The 16,184-nt window shown below is 58.6% G+C and carries 16 protein-coding genes and 2 pseudogenes; 7 read left to right on the top strand and 11 right to left on the bottom strand.

Annotated elements, in window-relative coordinates:
- Positions 1-43: 43 nt before the first annotated feature.
- The 5 genes from ACMX25_RS26180 to ACMX25_RS26200 all read right to left on the bottom strand — a co-directional run bounded on the left by ACMX25_RS26180 (position 44) and on the right by ACMX25_RS26200 (position 5,464).
- Positions 44-1,087 carry a GlxA family transcriptional regulator gene (locus ACMX25_RS26180; RefSeq protein WP_414952914.1) on the bottom strand — a complete coding sequence of 348 codons (1,044 nt, stop codon included), beginning with the start codon at positions 1,085-1,087 and terminating at the stop codon, positions 44-46.
- 1,092 nt (positions 1,088-2,179) lie between these two features.
- Positions 2,180-2,971, bottom strand: a complete 792-nt coding sequence (locus ACMX25_RS26185) for an ABC transporter ATP-binding protein (protein WP_414952915.1) — start codon at positions 2,969-2,971, stop codon at positions 2,180-2,182.
- 106 nt (positions 2,972-3,077) lie between these two features.
- Entirely contained in the window at positions 3,078-3,791 is a 714-nt protein-coding gene (locus ACMX25_RS26190; protein WP_414952916.1) for an ABC transporter permease, read from the bottom strand.
- A 79-nt stretch (positions 3,792-3,870) separates the two neighbouring features.
- Positions 3,871-4,560, bottom strand: a complete 690-nt coding sequence (locus ACMX25_RS26195; RefSeq protein ID WP_414952917.1) for an ABC transporter permease — start codon at positions 4,558-4,560, stop codon at positions 3,871-3,873.
- 397 nt (positions 4,561-4,957) lie between these two features.
- The gene (locus ACMX25_RS26200; RefSeq protein WP_414952918.1) at positions 4,958-5,464 is read right to left on the bottom strand and encodes a metal-dependent hydrolase; all 507 of its coding nucleotides are present in this window, start codon (positions 5,462-5,464) and stop codon (positions 4,958-4,960) included.
- 105 nt (positions 5,465-5,569) lie between these two features.
- On the opposite strand from ACMX25_RS26200, the gene ACMX25_RS26205 reads away from it, so the two are divergent.
- The gene (locus ACMX25_RS26205) at positions 5,570-5,971 is read left to right on the top strand and encodes a hypothetical protein (protein WP_414952919.1); all 402 of its coding nucleotides are present in this window, start codon (positions 5,570-5,572) and stop codon (positions 5,969-5,971) included.
- Between the two features lie 10 nt (positions 5,972-5,981).
- Complete coding sequence (locus ACMX25_RS26210) at positions 5,982-6,164, top strand: hypothetical protein (RefSeq protein ID WP_414952920.1); 183 nt, start codon at positions 5,982-5,984, stop codon at positions 6,162-6,164.
- A 140-nt stretch (positions 6,165-6,304) separates the two neighbouring features.
- On the opposite strand, the gene ACMX25_RS26215 is transcribed toward ACMX25_RS26210, so the two are convergent.
- Positions 6,305-6,928 carry a superoxide dismutase gene (locus ACMX25_RS26215; RefSeq protein WP_414952921.1) on the bottom strand — a complete coding sequence of 208 codons (624 nt, stop codon included), beginning with the start codon at positions 6,926-6,928 and terminating at the stop codon, positions 6,305-6,307.
- A 56-nt stretch (positions 6,929-6,984) separates the two neighbouring features.
- On the opposite strand from ACMX25_RS26215, the gene ACMX25_RS26220 reads away from it, so the two are divergent.
- Positions 6,985-7,227, top strand: a complete 243-nt coding sequence (locus tag ACMX25_RS26220) for a hypothetical protein (RefSeq protein WP_414952922.1) — start codon at positions 6,985-6,987, stop codon at positions 7,225-7,227.
- A gap of 484 nt (positions 7,228-7,711) precedes the next feature.
- Positions 7,712-8,767 (top strand): serine hydrolase domain-containing protein, encoded by a 1,056-nt coding sequence (locus ACMX25_RS26225; protein WP_414952923.1) that lies wholly within the window; start codon positions 7,712-7,714, stop codon positions 8,765-8,767.
- A gap of 372 nt (positions 8,768-9,139) precedes the next feature.
- Here ACMX25_RS26225 and ACMX25_RS26230 read toward each other — a convergent pair.
- A pseudogene (locus ACMX25_RS26230) lies at positions 9,140-9,391 on the bottom strand (LysR family transcriptional regulator); the annotation flags it as partial.
- Positions 9,392-9,687: 296 nt separating this feature from the next.
- Here ACMX25_RS26230 and ACMX25_RS26235 point away from each other — a divergent pair.
- Complete coding sequence (locus ACMX25_RS26235; RefSeq protein WP_414952924.1) at positions 9,688-10,044, top strand: HPF/RaiA family ribosome-associated protein; 357 nt, start codon at positions 9,688-9,690, stop codon at positions 10,042-10,044.
- Positions 10,045-10,366: 322 nt separating this feature from the next.
- Here ACMX25_RS26235 and ACMX25_RS26240 read toward each other — a convergent pair whose 3' ends face one another.
- Positions 10,367-11,287: a LysR family transcriptional regulator gene (locus ACMX25_RS26240; protein ID WP_414952925.1), complete on the bottom strand. Its 921-nt coding sequence runs from the start codon at positions 11,285-11,287 to the stop codon at positions 10,367-10,369.
- Positions 11,288-11,417: 130 nt separating this feature from the next.
- Between ACMX25_RS26240 and ACMX25_RS26245 the strand changes: the two genes are divergently transcribed.
- Entirely contained in the window at positions 11,418-11,960 is a 543-nt protein-coding gene (locus tag ACMX25_RS26245; protein WP_414952926.1) for a carboxymuconolactone decarboxylase family protein, read from the top strand.
- Positions 11,961-12,644: 684 nt separating this feature from the next.
- Here ACMX25_RS26245 and ACMX25_RS26250 read toward each other — a convergent pair.
- Positions 12,645-12,944, bottom strand: a complete 300-nt coding sequence (locus ACMX25_RS26250; protein ID WP_414952927.1) for a hypothetical protein — start codon at positions 12,942-12,944, stop codon at positions 12,645-12,647.
- A gap of 400 nt (positions 12,945-13,344) precedes the next feature.
- Positions 13,345-13,665, bottom strand: a complete 321-nt coding sequence (locus ACMX25_RS26255) for a thioesterase domain-containing protein (RefSeq protein ID WP_414952928.1) — start codon at positions 13,663-13,665, stop codon at positions 13,345-13,347.
- 101 nt (positions 13,666-13,766) lie between these two features.
- Between ACMX25_RS26255 and ACMX25_RS26260 the strand changes: the two are divergent.
- Positions 13,767-14,375, top strand: a pseudogene (locus ACMX25_RS26260) (transposase family protein); the annotation flags it as partial.
- A gap of 549 nt (positions 14,376-14,924) precedes the next feature.
- Here the strand turns inward: ACMX25_RS26260 and ACMX25_RS26265 are convergent.
- A complete protein-coding gene (locus tag ACMX25_RS26265) occupies positions 14,925-16,046 on the bottom strand; it encodes an IS110 family RNA-guided transposase (RefSeq protein WP_414949685.1) in 1,122 nt (373 codons plus the stop codon).
- Positions 16,047-16,184: the final 138 nt, after the last annotated feature.

The following is a 16,184-nucleotide window of genomic DNA, read 5'->3' on the forward strand; positions in this document are numbered from 1 at the left end:
CGAACGGGAGATGGGTGCGATGCGCGAGCTGGCGAAAAGAGCTTCAAACAGGCTCACGTAATGAACCGAGCAATGCGCCGCCGCGTGGTTCGTCGGGGGCTTGTCCGCTATGTTTTTCGATCCAGTTGCGGCGTTCTTCGCGGGGTGTCACACCGAAGCGGTCGCGATAAGCATTGGAGAAATGCGCCGCCGATGCAAATCCGCACGCGAGGCTGATCTGCACCACCGACTTGCTGGTGCGCTGCAATTGCGTGCGTGCTTTGGTGAGGCGCAGGTTGACGTAATACTTCGATGGCATTGCGCCGAGGTACTGTCGAAACAGGCGTTCGAGCTGGCGTCGCGAGATGCCGACAAGGCCGGCGATTTCATCGGTGGCGAGCGGATCTTCTATGTTTGCTTCCATGAGTTGCAGTGCGTCGTTGAGCTTTGGATGACGTTCGCCGGGCGCTGTCACGAACGGAATGCGCTGGCGTTCTTCGCCCGAGCGCAATACGCCGATGCCCAGCGAATCGGCGATCCGTTCCGCCAGATCCGCGCCTTGGTCGCGCGCGATCATGGCGAGCATGAAGTCGACGGTCGCCTGACCGCCGGTGCAGGTCGAGCGATCGCGATCGATTTCGAAGATCTGCTGCGTGACGATCGAACGCTCGAACTCCTCGGCGAATTGCTGGTAGGTTTCCCAGTTCACCGCCACGCGGTAGGCGCTCAACTGGCCTGCCATTGCGAGCCACCAGACGCCGTGGTGAATGCCGGTCACGCGTGGCGTGCGGCTGCCTACGCGAGCGAGGCTTTGGAGGAATAACCGATAGTCGGCGAATTGCTGATAGCGCTCGCTGACTACGATCAGCCAGTCGCAGCTGATGGCGTCGCCGAATGCGGTGTCGGCGTGGAGTTGCGCGCCGCCTGCGAAGGTGAGGGGGCGGCCGTCCCATGAGCAGATTTGCCAGTCGTAGAGTGCGTGGCCGTCGATCTCGTTGGCGAGGCGCAGGCTGTCGAGGATCATGCCGATGCCGCTCATGGAGCAGGGGGGCAGCACTGCTATTGCGACTTTGAGAGGTTTGGCGCCCGGGCCGGGGTTAGTGCTCATTTGCTTTTCGTTCGCACCAGGGATCGGGGGAGGTTACGGGGCGTAGGGCGGGGGCGTGGGGTGGTCGGTTTGGCGTGCGGGGGCGGGGTGGTCGTTTTGGCGTTAGCGGTCGGGGTCAGTGCCGGGTTGCTGCTGCTTAGCTTGGTGGTCTGCGTGACTTGGATATTCTCTTTATCACTATTAGCCACTGCGCGTGGCAGCGCGTCATTTCTTTGTCCAAAGCGACAAAGAAACGAAGCAAAGAAAGCGCTTTTAAAACACGCTACCCTAAGTGTCCACAGCGTGCAGTTTCTATTCATAGGCGCCCCAAAAGCACGGTGCTCGCCAGAGCCACGGATGTGTGAACCCCTCTTTCTCCGAACACGGATACCCCACGCTTCGCCACCAGTGACTGAACCTGCCAAGGAGCACCCCGCGCGATCCGCGGAAAACCATCACCAAATTTGTATGCATGCCGAATCACCTCGCCAACCCACCCGGAAAACGAAGTCACCAAAATTTGTGCGGCCGTACCCGATGAAAAAATATCCATGCAACCCACCCACCGACTCACCATAAACTGAAGCAATAGATACATCACGCCATTATCCGCGAAGCCGCCAAGAAGCCATTTACCCAACCCATTTCGCGCGGGCCAACCAATCATCCAACCTTTCAAGCAACAAAGGCTTGTGCGAGCGTGGGGCCGTGCCGGTCCGTGGGGCACCGGTGCTTGCCCGAGAGCGTACGGGGCGAAGCGTTTTACTGTCAGGATTCGCGAGAAGGAGGGGTTCACACATCCGGTGCTCTTGCGAGCACCGTGCTTTTGGGGCACCCATGAATGAAAACTGCACGCTGTGGACACTTAGGGTAGAGCGGTGAAAGCGTTTTCTTTGCTTCGTTTCTTTGTCGCTAAGGACCAAGAAATGACGCGCCGCCACGCGCAGTGGCTAATAGTGATAAAGAAATCCGCTAACGTAAAACGCGCGAAGACCTGGAAAGCAGCAACCCGGCGATGACCCTGACCGCTAACGCAAGAACCTAGCATCCCGGCATCCCTCGACCGCCAACCCAACCCAAAATCCCCGCCCCCTATCCCCAAGTGCCAACGACTCACTTCAAACTTCCGGAAAGAAACTGCCGCAACCTCTCACTCCTCGGCGCACTGAGCACCTCCCCCGGCGCACCCTCCTCCTCAGTGCGCCCTTGATGCAAGAACATCACATGATTCGAAACATTGCGCGCAAAACCCATCTCGTGCGTAACGACAATCATCGTGCGACCCTCTTCAGCAAGCTTCTGCATCACCTTCAGCACTTCACCAACCAGCTCCGGATCCAGCGCCGAAGTAGGTTCATCGAACAGCATCACATCCGGATGCATCGCCAGCGCACGCGCAATCGCCACACGCTGCTGCTGCCCACCCGACATATGCGAAGGATATTGCTTCTCGATGCGAGGCGCGAGACCCACCTTCTCAAGGTACATCCGGGCCCGCTCTTCCGCCTCTTTCTTCGATAGACCCAGCACATGCCGCGGCGCTTCCATCACATTTTCAATGGCCGTCATATGCGACCACAAATTGAAATGCTGGAACACCATCGCCAGCTTCGTGCGCACACGCTGCAACTGCTTGCGATCAGCCACCTCATAGTTGCCCGCGCGATCGGCCTTGACTTGCACCGTCTCGCCATCCACCTCGATCTGCCCCGCGTTCGGCCGCTCAAGGAAGTTGATGCATCGCAAGAACGTACTCTTGCCCGAACCACTCGCGCCGATAATGCTGATGACGTCGCCGGCTCGCGCGGAAAGCGACACGCCCTTGAGCACCTCATTGTCGCCGTAGCGCTTGTGAATGTCTTGCGCGACCAGCTTTGTCGCAGCATCTTTGGCTGTTGGCTCCAACTCATACTCCCGGGATAGTTGACTGAACTGCAATCCAAACCAGCATAACGCTCTAGCTGGCGGATTTTAAACGATGACCTCAAGCACCGACCTGCAATGCAGACCCCTAACGCCGGCTCGTGCCCAGATATCCAAGCCAGCGCTTTTCCGCCCGCCGGAACGCGCCGATCAACACAAACGACACCGCCAGGTAGATCAGCGCCGCAAGGCCGAACGATTCGAACGATTGATACGTGGCCGAATTGGCATCGCGTGCGACCTTCAGGATGTCCGGGACGGTGGCGGTGAAGGCGACCGTCGTAGCGTGCAGCATAAGGATCACTTCGTTGCTGTACAGCGGCAACGCGCGCCGCAACGCCGACGGCAGGATCACGCGCCGATACACCGTGAAAGTACTCATGCCATACGCGCGTGCGGCTTCCACTTCACCGTATGGAGTCGAGCGGATCGCCCCGGCGAAAATCTCGGTGGTGTACGCGCAGGTATTGAGCGCGAAGGCCAAAATCGCGCAGTTGAAACCGCTGCGAAAGAAGGCTTCGAGCAGCGACTGCGAGCGCACGAACTCGAGACCATACACACCCGTGTAGAGCAGCAGTAACTGCACGTAGAGCGGCGTGCCGCGAAACACGTAAGTGTAAAGGCGTACCGGCGTGGCGAGCCATCGGTTCTTCGATACGCGCGCGCACGCAAGCGGAACCGCCGCGATAAAACCGAGTGCAAGCGAGCTCGCCAACAGCCACAAAGTGACGACAAGTCCCGAGGCGCGCATGCCGTCGGAGTAAAGAAACGGGCGCCAGTAATCGGCAAGTATCTGGATCATGATCGGTCGCGTTTCCCTGTTTGCTGAGACGTCGCTGAGAGAAGTAGCTGAGAAGTAGCTGAGAAGTAGCCGAGGCAGCTTAGAGGTCGGCGTGCCGCACGCCCGTCGAATAGCGGCGTTCGAGATACAACAGGACGATGTTCGAGACAGTCGTGATGACGAGATAGGCCGCCGCTGCAACCATGATGAAGAAAAACATCTTGTAGGTGCTCTTGCCGGCGTCTTGCGCGGCCTTGACGATATCGGCGAGACCAATGATCGATACTAGCGCCGTCGCCTTGATCATCACTTGCCAGTTGTTGCCGATCCCCGGCAGCGCGAAGCGCATCATCTGCGGAAACAGGATGCGCACGAACACCCGCGCACCGCTCATGCCGTAGGCGCTGCCGGCTTCCAGCTGGCCGCGCGGCACCGCGAGAAATGCACCGCGAAACGTTTCGGTGAAGTAGGCGCCGTAGATAAACCCGAGCGTAAGGACGCCGGCCGTGAAGGGATCAATATCGAATTGATCCAGGCCCAGCGCGTCGGTCAGGTTGTTGATCGCGATCTGGATGCTGTAGAAAAGCAGCAGCATCAGGACCAGGTCGGGCACCGCGCGAATCAGCGTGGTGTAGGCTGTGGCAATGCCGCGCGTGACGCGATTGGCCGATAGCTTCGCGCTTGCACCGGCGAGCCCAAGCAGGATGGATACCGCGAGAGACAGGACCGCGAGCGCAATCGTCTGTTTCGCGCCCGCCAGCAGCAGTGGACCGTAGCCGTATAGGAACAAGTGCGTGTCTCCGTCCGTTGAAGGGATCGTCTGGACACGCGCCTTATGACGGCGTGTTGCCCGGACGACTGGCGCCGATAATCACCAACGAAAATTAATTGCTCAAACGCGGTACGGATGTTTTATTGCGCCGCAACAATCGACCCGATCCACGCAGATGGCAAGCAATGAACCATGGGGCAGGGCCTTCAGGTGCTTTGCGGCTGTTGTTCGACGTGACAGTCGACATTGGCCGGCGAGCGGAATGCACAGGTTTTGCGTCGCTTTTCCGATAGAAACAAAGTGGTCAGAAAGGGCGTTGGCCGTGGCTAAGTTATGAAATTCCGTTGATCCGATCATGTGCGGACGAAAGGTCGATGGCGTCGGTATGCTCTTTTATCGCGCGTTTGTCCGGCTATCAGAGCGCGTGAAGCAGCCTGAGGCCGACCACGCTATGAAACCAGACATGGTCTACCGCCGCGGCCGCCGCGATCCATGCCGCGCCGACGATCAACGCGTCGCATCGACCGCTGTTCCACCAGTTCAGGGAGTGTCGCGAGACGAGCCAGGGTACGCCCAGCGGATTGGGCCAGTCGGCGAAGAGATGCATCAAGCCGCCGCAGGCAAAGCCGAAACTGACGGCAGCCCATGGATGAACGCCGAGAAAATGGTATGAAACTCCGAGCAACGCGAACCAGCCGACACCCCAATGCGTGAGCGTGCGATGCGTGATCCATAACCTTCGCGCCCGCGTCCACCATGCCACTTCGAGCCAGTCCGGCGCAGTGCCGCCAAACACGCCCGCACAAAAACTCAGTACGCCCCAGAGGTGATACGGACCGGCCGCGCCGGCCTTGCTGACGACCGCGGCAGCGATTAAACCTGCTGCCCAACCGGTCGCGTGATGCGCGTTGCTCGAAGCCATGAAAGAGATGCCGCGTGTCGCGAAAGAAATGAAGTCGCGCATGTTGACACAATAGTTGCGTACTGTGCGCACTGTCCGGGAGGCGGCACGGCCGAATGTTCGAGGATGGATGGTGAGCCGCAGTGCGAGTACCAGCCGGCTGTCATCCGGTCAAGCGCCGTCAAGTACTCAAATCCCTGCCCAGGCACCTGGCAACAGGGGCTGGCGCGCGATTTGCTGAGCAAGCAATATCGCTACCTTTTGTCCACGCCTATGTCCCGTTTTGTCTTCACCGCTGTTTCTTTACTTGGAATTCTGATGGGTAGCACAGCGTTTGCCGCGACCCGCGACGAGCAGACCGCGGCCTGCAAAGGCGACGCGCTTCACTACTGCGCGGCGCAAATTCCGAACGAGCAGAAAATCACCGTCTGCATGAAGGCGCATCTTCAGCAACTCAGTCCTGAATGCAAGGCGATGTTCAAGCAACCGGCATCGAGCAAACACAAGAAGGTGCTCAAGCCCGCATGAACAAGGAGTAATGATGCTGACGCAGACGTTCGAAACGGTTCTTGCGCTGCTATCGCCAGGATTTATTCGCCTGTCGGCGCTTACACCGGTAAGTGTCGCGCAGGTGTTTGGATCGGTACTGGGGATCGTCGTTGGCATTGCGATTCCGCTGGGAATAGCAATGACGACGCGCAAGCAGTTGGAAAGGCTTTGAAAATTTGACGGATGTTCGATTGGTTAAGCAGGGCAGCGAGCGGGGTGTTCTCCGGCGTTGCCCGGCCTTCAAATAGTGCGCGGCCGCAGCCGTGGTGTGCCGTATCGCGCAACGATCTTTCAACCGTCCCGCACCATTCTTCAGGCACGCGCGGCTGCGTAACGGCGCTCAACTTCCGGCCAGTGGATCACGTGATAGAACGCGGCGATGTACTCAGGCCTGCGGTTCTCATACTTCAAATAGTACGCATGCTCCCAGACATCCAGCCCGAGAATAGGGTGGTTGCCTGACATCGATCCAGCCATTAACGGGCTGTCCTGGTTGCCCGTATTTTCGACAACCAGACGGCCTTGCTTATCGACACAAAGCCAGGCCCAGCCGCTACCAAAACGCGTCAACGCCGCCTTGGTAAAAGCCTCCTTGAAAGCCGCAAATCCGCCGAGATCCGCATCGATGGCTTCTTTGAGTTCACCATCGGGTTCGCCGCCGCCCTGAGGCGACATGACCGTCCAGAACAAGCTGTGATTCGCATGGCCGCCGCCGTTATTGCGCACCGGCAATTTCAGTGGTTCGGGCAGCGAATCGATTTGCGCCACTAGCGACTCAACCGGCAGGTCTTGGTACTCCGTGTCCTTCACCGCTGCATTCAGATTGTTGACGTAGGTCTGGTGATGCTTCGTGTGGTGAACCTCCATCGTGCGGGCATCGATGTGGGGTTCGAGTGCATCGAAAGAATAGGGCAAGGCGGGCAACGTGTAGGGCATCGCGAGTTTCCTTTTCCGGTTTGGGTTTGAGTGTTTGAGAATCAGTGCGGTGTCGAGTGGGCTCTGCTCAAGGCAAGGCAACCTGCGCCAAGTGCGCGGGTCACGAGCGGATGCGCTCCATGCGCGCGGACGTGGTTCAGCAACGCGAAGTGTGTTTCGCGGCTGTGGCGCAATGCGGCTTGTTGCAGGCTTCTGTCCCGACTAACGTCCAGAAACAAGCGGATGAGGGTCTCGTGAGCGCGGCAAAGATGGTCGGCGGCGCTGTCGATATCGCCTTGTTCAGCGTGTACGTCGGCTAGATTGTGATGTGAAACGACCAGTGCGGCGACGCAGTCGTCGGCTCGGCCTGGAGGCGGTTGCCCGATCAATCGATACGCAATTTCAAGCGCTTGCTGTTAAGTGTTCAGCGTGACATTGCTTGGCGCAGCGCGAGAGGTTCGCACGGCTTCTCGCATTACGTTCTCCCACACGGACAGATTTGGTCCGTGGTCAGAAGAAGATGCGTTTTCCGCAGGATTGACGATTTGCTGGTGCATGAAAAGGGCTCCTGTTCTGCACCCTTTTCGTTGACGGACGCCTGCGGACTCGGGATGTCAAATGGTAATCATTCGTGTTAGAGATGTCCAGTTATGTCGATGGCGGCGAGTCGGCGGGAGAAATTTTGAAGGCCGATGCCGCATGAACAGCTTTCGCCGATCCGTTTGCCGCGCGTTTCCCGGTAATCTTCAGGGGTGTGCTAGCGCCAAGCCGCGCTGGAATTTCATCGATCATCTGGAGACCGCATTGGAGTTTCTAACACCTGAAGTCTTGACTGCGGCATTACAGCAGCACGCGGCGATGGCCGTGTTTGTCGCGGGCAAAAACGTGCCGAACCCATGGGGAGTTGCGGCGGGAATAGCGGACGCGTCCACTTCCCGATTGCTTACCACTGATACGCCGATGCGCGTTGCCAGCAACACCAAGACTTTCGTCGCCGCGACGGTGCTGCGGCTTTGGGAGCAGGGACTTATTTCGCTCGATGCCCCCATCGTTTCGTTGCTTGCGCCAACACTGGAACGCTTGCTGACGTCGCGCGGATATCGCACTGACAAGATCACGGTTCGCCATCTGTTGAACCATAGCGCTGGCATCTACGATCACGCCGATGACCCGCGCTATTTCGAGGCGGTGCTCGCCGACCCTACGCATCATTGGACCCGCGAGGAGCAAGTCGAGCTTTCGTGCCGATACGCAGGTCCGGCCGGCGAGCCTGGCCAACGGTACGAGTATTCCGATACCGGATACGTGTTGCTCGGCGACATTGTCGAGCGTGTGACTCAAGCGCCGCTGGCTCATAGCGTCCGGCATCAGTTGCGTCTTGATGAGCGCGGGCTGGCATCGACATGGTGGGAACTGGTCGAGCCACAACCTGCGCAAGCGCAACCGCGAGCGCGCCAGTTTCTCGACGACGTCGCTGGCACTGATGTAACTAATCTGAGCGCGACGCTGGATCTTTATGGTGGTGGAGGTCTCGTCATGTCGGTCCGTGATCTTGCTATGTTTCAGCGGGACCTTTTCGAGCATCGCGTATTCGATAACCCCGCCACGCTCGCCGAAATGCTGCGCAAAGATGAGCATGACGGCGCTGAAGAATATCGGTTGGGAATTTTAGTGAAGCGCGTGGATGGGCGCGAATGTTATTTGCACACGGGCTATTGGGGAACCGCGGTGTATTACTCGCGGGACGCTGGCGTATCGATTGCGGGCCTTACTACACACCGGGCATCGCGACCGGCATTGGTCAAGGTTTTGGAGGACGCGCTAAGGGCGGCCGCGCGTGGGCTTGGTTCGGGTGGTTGAGGCGAGCAAAGTTTCGACTTTGTCGCAACTCGCCTTGGGGCTATCGTTTGATGGCGGCGCGGGTCTGCCTGGTCGTTCGAGACGGCTAGGCATGTAGGACGGGACGCTCTGCATCAGAATGGCCACCCGGACCGTGTCACGCGACGGCCATGCTGCGTTCGCCGAGACGCGCCGTACCGTGGTTCCGACGTATATGCGCGTGATGCTGGATTCCTCCGTTGAGAGGGCCTTGCTCTCGCGACTCAATACGTCATCAACGTCCGGTCGTCAATTCGCCGACGCCGGCGAAGGGCGCCCTGCTGATCCAGGCGTCCAGTTCGAACCTGCCGGCGATTCCCAACGGGAAACCGGTACTGGGTGCGTTGCGCGCAATTCCCGCAGTGCGTCTTGCATTTGAAAGCCGAGCGAAAATATCTGATCGGCGTAATCAGCCGCGATGCGACCCGCATCGGTCAACTGGATGTTACGGCCGTTGCGCTCGAATAACTCGCAGCCCAGCCGCTCCTGGAGCAGCTTGATCTGTGCACTCAGGGTCTGCGGCGTCACATGCAGGTGCACTCCGGCGCGATTTATGCCTCCTATGCGAGCGGTCATCCAGAAGTAGTACAGATGCTTGAAATTCATTCAATGCTCCATAACAAGATCGATGAGTAGCCGCGGGCGACAAGCTCTTCAACCGTTCTTTCATACCGGACAGTGGTGCCGCGCAAAGAAGGCTGCAGCCGAAAGCGATTCGTCGCCGCACATACGGGCGGCTGATCACTGGAGTCCATCGTATAGGTCGAAAATGAGAAGGGAATGAGCACGCCGCGAGCGCCGTCATAGGGCTGACAGACTGTAAATAAAAATCGAATATTCGGATCGCTGACCTTTTCCTAGAATCGCTTCTGTCAACGGCCACCATCGATTAGGAGATTCCTGTGGAAATCAGCATTCAGACATCCGGCATCCAACTTTCCCGCAATGAGATGGAGATCTTTCGCGAGCACGTGCGTCAGCGCGTCGAGGAGAGCTTCGCGCGTCTCAAACGACGCATAACCCATGTCGCTGTTCATCTTAAGGATGACAACGGTCCGCGCGGAGGCGTGGACAAGCACTGCATGGTGAAGGTAAGCCTGGGCGGAGCGACAGCCGCCCTCGCGCAAGGACGTGACAGCAATCTGTTTGCGGTAGTCAACCGGGTCTCGGCCTGCGCCGCGCACGTGACGCTCAAGCGTCTCAAGCGGCGCAGCAATTACGCGAAGAATGGCAAGACTGTTAGTAATGCTGAAATTTGAAATTGCATGCGACGGCTCGCGCGCCTCCTTCGCAATGTTGCCTTTTACGATCGGCGCCCGTGCAGTTGGATTGAGAGAAATGGATGCCTCTACGCCATATTCGCGATATGACTTTTCTGCGGGGTACCGAGCACGCCGAACGGGATCCTGCCTTGACAGGGCAGCAGTTTGCCCTATGGGTCTCGGGGCTCCCCTTCTGTGTCAAAAGCCGTCCTTGATGCGACATCCAACGCTCACGGCGCGTTGGCTATTGCCATCGGTCAAGGGATGCTCCCGGCATATCACGCGATGAGTTGAGCGCATCTTTACTCGTAGCGGGCCATCAAGTCCCGGTGAGATGACCGAATTCGCGCGGTATGCGAGCCCGCAGGCGCGGCGTGACAAAGTCAAGGAAAGCACGCAGCTTCAGCGGTAGCGGCACTTGTCCCGTATGCAGCAGACTGACCGGCAACGGCGCGGGTTCGAAGGTGTCGAGCACCACGCGAAGTGCATTGCTGCGCACGGGGTCCGCGACCTGGTAGTACAGGACCCGTGTCAGTCCAGCGCCGTGAATCGCAGCTTCGATCGCCGCCTCGGCCGTGTTGGTGACAAGTCGTGAACGAATGGGTACGGCTTGCTCTGTTTTGCCTGACCCGAATCGCCACGCGCGAGCCGATTCAAGACCTTCGAACGTGATGCATTGCTGGCTGGCGAGATCACGGGGCTTTGCCGGCTCGCCATGGATATCCAGGTACGCCGGACTCGCGCAGACCACACGCCGGATTGCCCCAATGCCGGTCGCAACCAGCGCGCTATCCGGCAGACGGCCAATCCGGACCGCGACGTCGACATGCTCCTCCATAAGATGCACGACGCGATCCGCGAGTACGAGGCGAATATCGATCTCAGGATACTGGGCGAGAAATTCCGCAACGACGGGCACGACATGCAGGCGCCCGAAAACCACCGGCGCCGTGACGGTGAGATCGCCTTTGGGGACCGTGTATTCACCCGTCGCCGCGCGCTCGGCTTCCTCAATTTCCTCGAGAATGCGCCGGCATGCGGCCACGTATGACCGCCCGGTTTCGGTGAGCGAAAGCTGTCGCGTTGTGCGGTGAAGCAGGCGCGTCTTCAGATGCGATTCGAGTTCTGCCACCTTGCGGCTGAGCGTCGCCAGCGGCATGCCGAGCCGGCGCGAGGCAGCCGAAAGACTGCCCGACTCGACAACGGCGACGACAATAGACATGGATTCAAGCCGGTCCATTCGACTCTCTCATATATTGGCAGGATGATTCCCGATATTGCTGGATTCTCTTCGGAACTGGAAGCGCGTAACGTTCGGCCTGTCGTTATCCCTGTCGTTACCTCTGTTCTTTCTTCCACAGGAAATTGCCATGTCCCGTCTCCATACGCCCGCCACGATCGCCGATACGCCTGCTGCTTCCCAGCCGCTTCTGGAGGCCGTCAACAAGCAGTTGGGCGTCGTGCCCAACCTGTTCCGGCTTGTCGCCAACAGCCCGGCGGCGCTCGAAGGCTACCTGAGTCTTTCCGGTGCGCTTGCAAAAGGTAAGCTTGCGGCCCCGACGCGCGAGCGTATTGCGCTTGCCGTCGCCGAAGTCAATGGCTGCGACTATTGCCTGTCGGCTCACACGTATCTGGCCAAGAACCTCGCGAAACTCGACGATGCGGAAATCGCCGCGAATCGTAGCGGCGGTTCGAACGAACCGAAAGCGGATGCGGCCGTGAAGTTCGCGAAGCAGGTCGCCGAGGCTCGTGGCCGTGTATCGGATGCCGATTTGCAAGCAGTCAAGTCCGCTGGATACGACGACGCACAGATCATCGAGATCATTCAGCACGTTGCGTTGAATGTGTGGACGAATTACCTCAACGTAGTCGCGGACACGGACATCGACTTTCCGGTCGTGCACGCGCATTAAGTTGCCTGAACGTCATATTTCAGGCACCCACACCGCTGACCCGTAGTGACGGCGGTGTGGGTTTTGGGTCGCGCCAGCGACGCGGCCTGCCGGACAGCTTCCCGTATTGGCCGTCGACGTTCGCCATAACATTCGCTCAGGGCGTTCTGCAGGGACACAGGAAACACGCTTGCACGAAGCGACGATGGCCTGTCAATGTTCAAAGATAGTCATTCTGGCCGATAGGGTGGAGCGCAAGGTATAACCATAGAATCGCCAGCCTTGCAAGGCGCGCCTTCAATGCACGGCGTGTCCGCTCGGCACGCGTCGGCGATACTCCAAATCTATGTGATAACGGATCATTCAACTATAGTTGAGTGAAGCTTTTCCGACGGCGATAAGGCTGCGGTTCATCGATCGCGGAGGTCGGAAAAGGCCGTCATCGCTCGCGTCTCAATCGACGATGGCCCGATAGCCGACGCCGTCGTTGATGAACGAAGACTCCACGTTCCTGCTGTCAAGGGCATGGCGCCAGCGCCAAATTGCGCTTAAGGCGGATGTTTTTGTGCTCGCGCCCGATCGGGCTCGAGCACCAGGGGCGCGAGCCTTGACATCCGGATCGCTTGGACGTGCCGTCCCATTGTGCAACTCGCGATGCGGGTGCAACAGGACAAGGAGGCGCGGCGTACTTCATCAACTTGCTAATCAAATACGCCGGAAGTCGATGTTAAGGAGTGCTTCATCACCGTCAACTGCCAGAGAGCGCGGTCGGTCTGTTGATGGTTCATATCGCTGATCCAACTGCTCGATGACCAAGGAGCGCATGACCGTTTTGGCGTCCCATGTGACCACCGGCATTGCGCGGGCCGGTGACCTTTGCGAAACGACTCGAACTTCCAACGTCGCCAAAACGACACATCCCATGTAACCGGGTATATCCGTCCGCTGATTGCCGGTAACGCGTGGCATGCCGTAACTCAGCATCAGCGAGAACGGGGCTGTCAATGTCCATCTCCGTCATCGGCATCGTGACATGCGATACCTCGACGTCCGCCGGCCAGTGCTCTGCTGCTTGCAATGGATGAGCCGTTTTAACATTTCATGCATTCCTTTGGGTCGTGTAGACGAAGTTCCAACGCTACGGCAGCATTTCGGTTCAGGAAACGGCGTCCACTTCATTGTTCCAGAGATCCGTGATCGCTTTAGTGATCACCCGGCCAATGAGCGCAGCGTGAGGCTCGTCCAGTAACTCGCCGTGGGTTTGCAGTGACCTGACAATTGCGAATGTCACCGCAGACGTAAGGAGCCCATAGCTCGGGGCATTGCCGTGGCCCGTCCTGCTTTTGCTCTGTTGCTTCAAAGAATGAGACGTTTCCTTGAACGACGGCTGGCGAGTACTCGTACATCAGACGCGTGTTGTTGACTGTAATGTCGATGACCGCGTCAAGCTGCCGGTCGCTACCGATACCGATTTTTTGCAGCCCAAGCGTGTGAATCTGTTCGCGTAACTGATCCCGGCGGTCATCGAAGTTGATGGTGTTGCCTGGTTCAGTCCCCGACGGAAATCATCGAGAAGGCCGAGATAGGTGACGGTGTGCCCCTGTTGCTGCAGACGAGCGGCCATAGCGTGCGCGGCCACCGCGCCAAATGACCAGCCGAGCAAGTGATAGGGGCCCGCCGGTTGAAAGCGCCAATCATAATTTGACATAAGATAAATTATCAACATTTGTTGTAGGTCCCAAGTTCAGATGTCGCGTTTCCGCTAAATAGAAATGTCGGGTTTGGGCGTAGTTTCATTGCCAGGCAAGCACGTGTGGAGCGTAAGCGATGAACACCAATGGGACGATCACGATGACGATGCGCGAGTTGGACCGGTTCAAGGTGATTCAGTCCGTCGTCGACGGGTCGCTCAAGCCGTGGCGTGCGGCCGAGCGGCTGTCGTTGACCACGCGCCAGGTTCGACGCCTCGTGGCACGCCTTCGCGAACAAGGACCGCCCGGGCTGATCTCGGGCCGATGCGCCAAGCCGAGTAATCACCGGATCGATGCGGGTATCGCGGTACGCGCCGTGGCGATCATCAAGGAGCGCTACAGCGATTTCGGGCCGACTCTTGCCTGCGAGAAGCTGCGCGAGTGCCACGATGTTTTGCTGGCCAAGGAAACGGTCCGGCAGCTCATGATCGCGGCGGGTTTGTGGACGCCGCGCCGGCAGCGGCCGCCCAAGATTCATCAACCGCGCAATCGCCGCTCATGCTACGGCGAGCTCGTTCAGATCGATGGCAGCGATCACCGGTGGTTTGAAGAGCGCGCGCCGGCGTGCACGCTGCTGGTGTTCATCGACGACGCCACCAGCCGGCTGATGACGTTGCACTTCACCGCGACCGAGTCGACCTTCAGTTATTTCGAAGCGACACGTTATAGTTCATTGCACGCTCGATTTCCGTTTTTGATAGTTCACATATTGTTCTTTGCGTAGCCTGCGTTGCGAACAGGTTGACGCAATCCGGAATCGATCACATGCAGACTCCCGATCAAGATGCTTACCTGTCCTTCTGGCGCAGTAACTTCGAGCACGGGAACGGTCGGTGCCGGTCGCATAGCGGCCGATTGAACTAAGTGAAACCCCCAGCCAATACAATCACCACTAAACGGCCCGTTATCGTCATCCGTCGGCTGGCTCTCATTTCTGATATGACTTTCCGTGTCAAGCGTCGATGTTCAGATTTTTATTTCACTCATATTCGAGTGGGCGCTGCAATTTCCTGAGGGCGGCGTAGCAGTAAAACTCGACGGTGAATCAGGCTGATATTCGCGGGTTGGTTACCGCATTACAGAGATCCGTTTCGTGAGTCTGCCGCTAGCTTTGTGCGCAAGTCGGAATGAACCGTTGCCAAGAAATGACGCGGATAACTCGAATACCGGGCTACGCCGCCTTCAGGAAACTACCGTTTCATTGCGAACTGCTTTTTTGCTGCCTTCACCTGCCTTACTCCGAGCGCGGGCTCGCCTGCGCCATGCCCAACCGGCCGATGTCCCAGATGAAGCCCGCCAGTTCGCGAGCCACCGCGACGATGGCCACATTGGTGCTTTTGCCGCGCGCCACCAGCTTTCGATAGCGCCGGCACAGGCGCACCTGCGCGTCCCACGCCCGATCGACGATAACCTTTGGCAAGCCCTCATGACGACGCTGGATCTCGGGGCTCACTTTGGCCGTATGCCGATAACTCCAGGCCGCCTCGATGAGCAGTTTGCGGGCAAAGGAATTGCCGGTCTTCGTGATACCGCCTTGGCGCCGTTTGCCTCCCGAGGAATACTCCGAGGGCGTCACGCCAAGCCAGGCCATCAACTGTCGGGGGTGCGCAAAGCGACTCAAATCGCCTAACTCCGAGAGCAAGCCCACGGCAGCGGTGAACTGGATACCGCGCATCGATTGCAGAGCAAGCACGGCGGGATAAAAGCCCCAGCGTGGCACGGCATCGCGCATGGCCGATTCCAGACGCTGGCATTGTGCAAACCGATCCTCGATGGCGCGGCGTAACTCGTTAAACGCGAAATCCTGCCACTCGTTGCCAAACGAGAATTTGCTTAACCAGTTGCGGTGCGCCGGTCCCCAATTGGCCACCCCCACGTAGCGCACGCCGTGCGAGAGCAAAAATGCCTTCAGTGTCTGGCGCGCGCGCTTAAGCTCGTCGCGCGATTTTGCCCAGGTTCGGGCGAGATCGCGAAACGCTTCGTCTTCGACGGTGGGGATGTTGACGGCGCTGAGATCGCCGGCGCGCAGCGAGCGCACGAGCTTGATGGCATCGCGCCGGTCGGTCTTCACGCGATCGCCGGGTTTGCGCGGTATCTGCGTGGGGGCGCACACCATGCACTGGATGCCTTTGTCGCTCAGGCGCCGCTGCAAGACGTAGCCAAAGGGGCCCGCCTCATACACGACACGCACGTGCTTGGCCTTGGACAACAGCCGCTTGCACAGACGATCAAGATCGGCCTGAGTGGTGCCGATCTTGCCCAGCACCTCCACCTCACCGCCGTCCAGCGCGTAAGCGACGGTGATGGAATCCTTATGAACATCCAGTCCGACGAACAATGTGCTAACGTTTTGCATGCTGGCCTCCGGGTTGTAAATGAACACTTCGAGTGAGCGGTTCGCCCTCACTTTTACGGCTCTGGCTTTATGCTAACCCGCGCGGTTCAACTCTTCCTGTGGGGCCAGCCCTTACTTCCACGGAAGTCATACTGACTT

The sequence above is a fragment of the Caballeronia eucalypticola genome, from assembly GCF_047608185.1.
GTDB lineage: Bacteria > Pseudomonadota > Gammaproteobacteria > Burkholderiales > Burkholderiaceae > Caballeronia.

Coding starts and splice junctions, on each gene's coding strand:
- ACMX25_RS26210 (WP_414952920.1), top strand. CDS start 5,982: ATGATGCTGACGCAGACGTTCGAAACGGTTCTTGCGCTGCTATCGCCA.
- ACMX25_RS26200 (WP_414952918.1), bottom strand. CDS start 5,464: ATGGCTTCGAGCAACGCGCATCACGCGACCGGTTGGGCAGCAGGTTTA.
- ACMX25_RS26245 (WP_414952926.1), top strand. CDS start 11,418: ATGTCCCGTCTCCATACGCCCGCCACGATCGCCGATACGCCTGCTGCT.
- ACMX25_RS26180 (WP_414952914.1), bottom strand. CDS start 1,087: ATGAGCACTAACCCCGGCCCGGGCGCCAAACCTCTCAAAGTCGCAATA.
- ACMX25_RS26240 (WP_414952925.1), bottom strand. CDS start 11,287: ATGGACCGGCTTGAATCCATGTCTATTGTCGTCGCCGTTGTCGAGTCG.
- ACMX25_RS26205 (WP_414952919.1), top strand. CDS start 5,570: ATGGATGGTGAGCCGCAGTGCGAGTACCAGCCGGCTGTCATCCGGTCA.
- ACMX25_RS26265 (WP_414949685.1), bottom strand. CDS start 16,046: ATGCAAAACGTTAGCACATTGTTCGTCGGACTGGATGTTCATAAGGAT.
- ACMX25_RS26190 (WP_414952916.1), bottom strand. CDS start 3,791: ATGATCCAGATACTTGCCGATTACTGGCGCCCGTTTCTTTACTCCGAC.
- ACMX25_RS26255 (WP_414952928.1), bottom strand. CDS start 13,665: ATGTTGATAATTTATCTTATGTCAAATTATGATTGGCGCTTTCAACCG.
- ACMX25_RS26215 (WP_414952921.1), bottom strand. CDS start 6,928: ATGCCCTACACGTTGCCCGCCTTGCCCTATTCTTTCGATGCACTCGAA.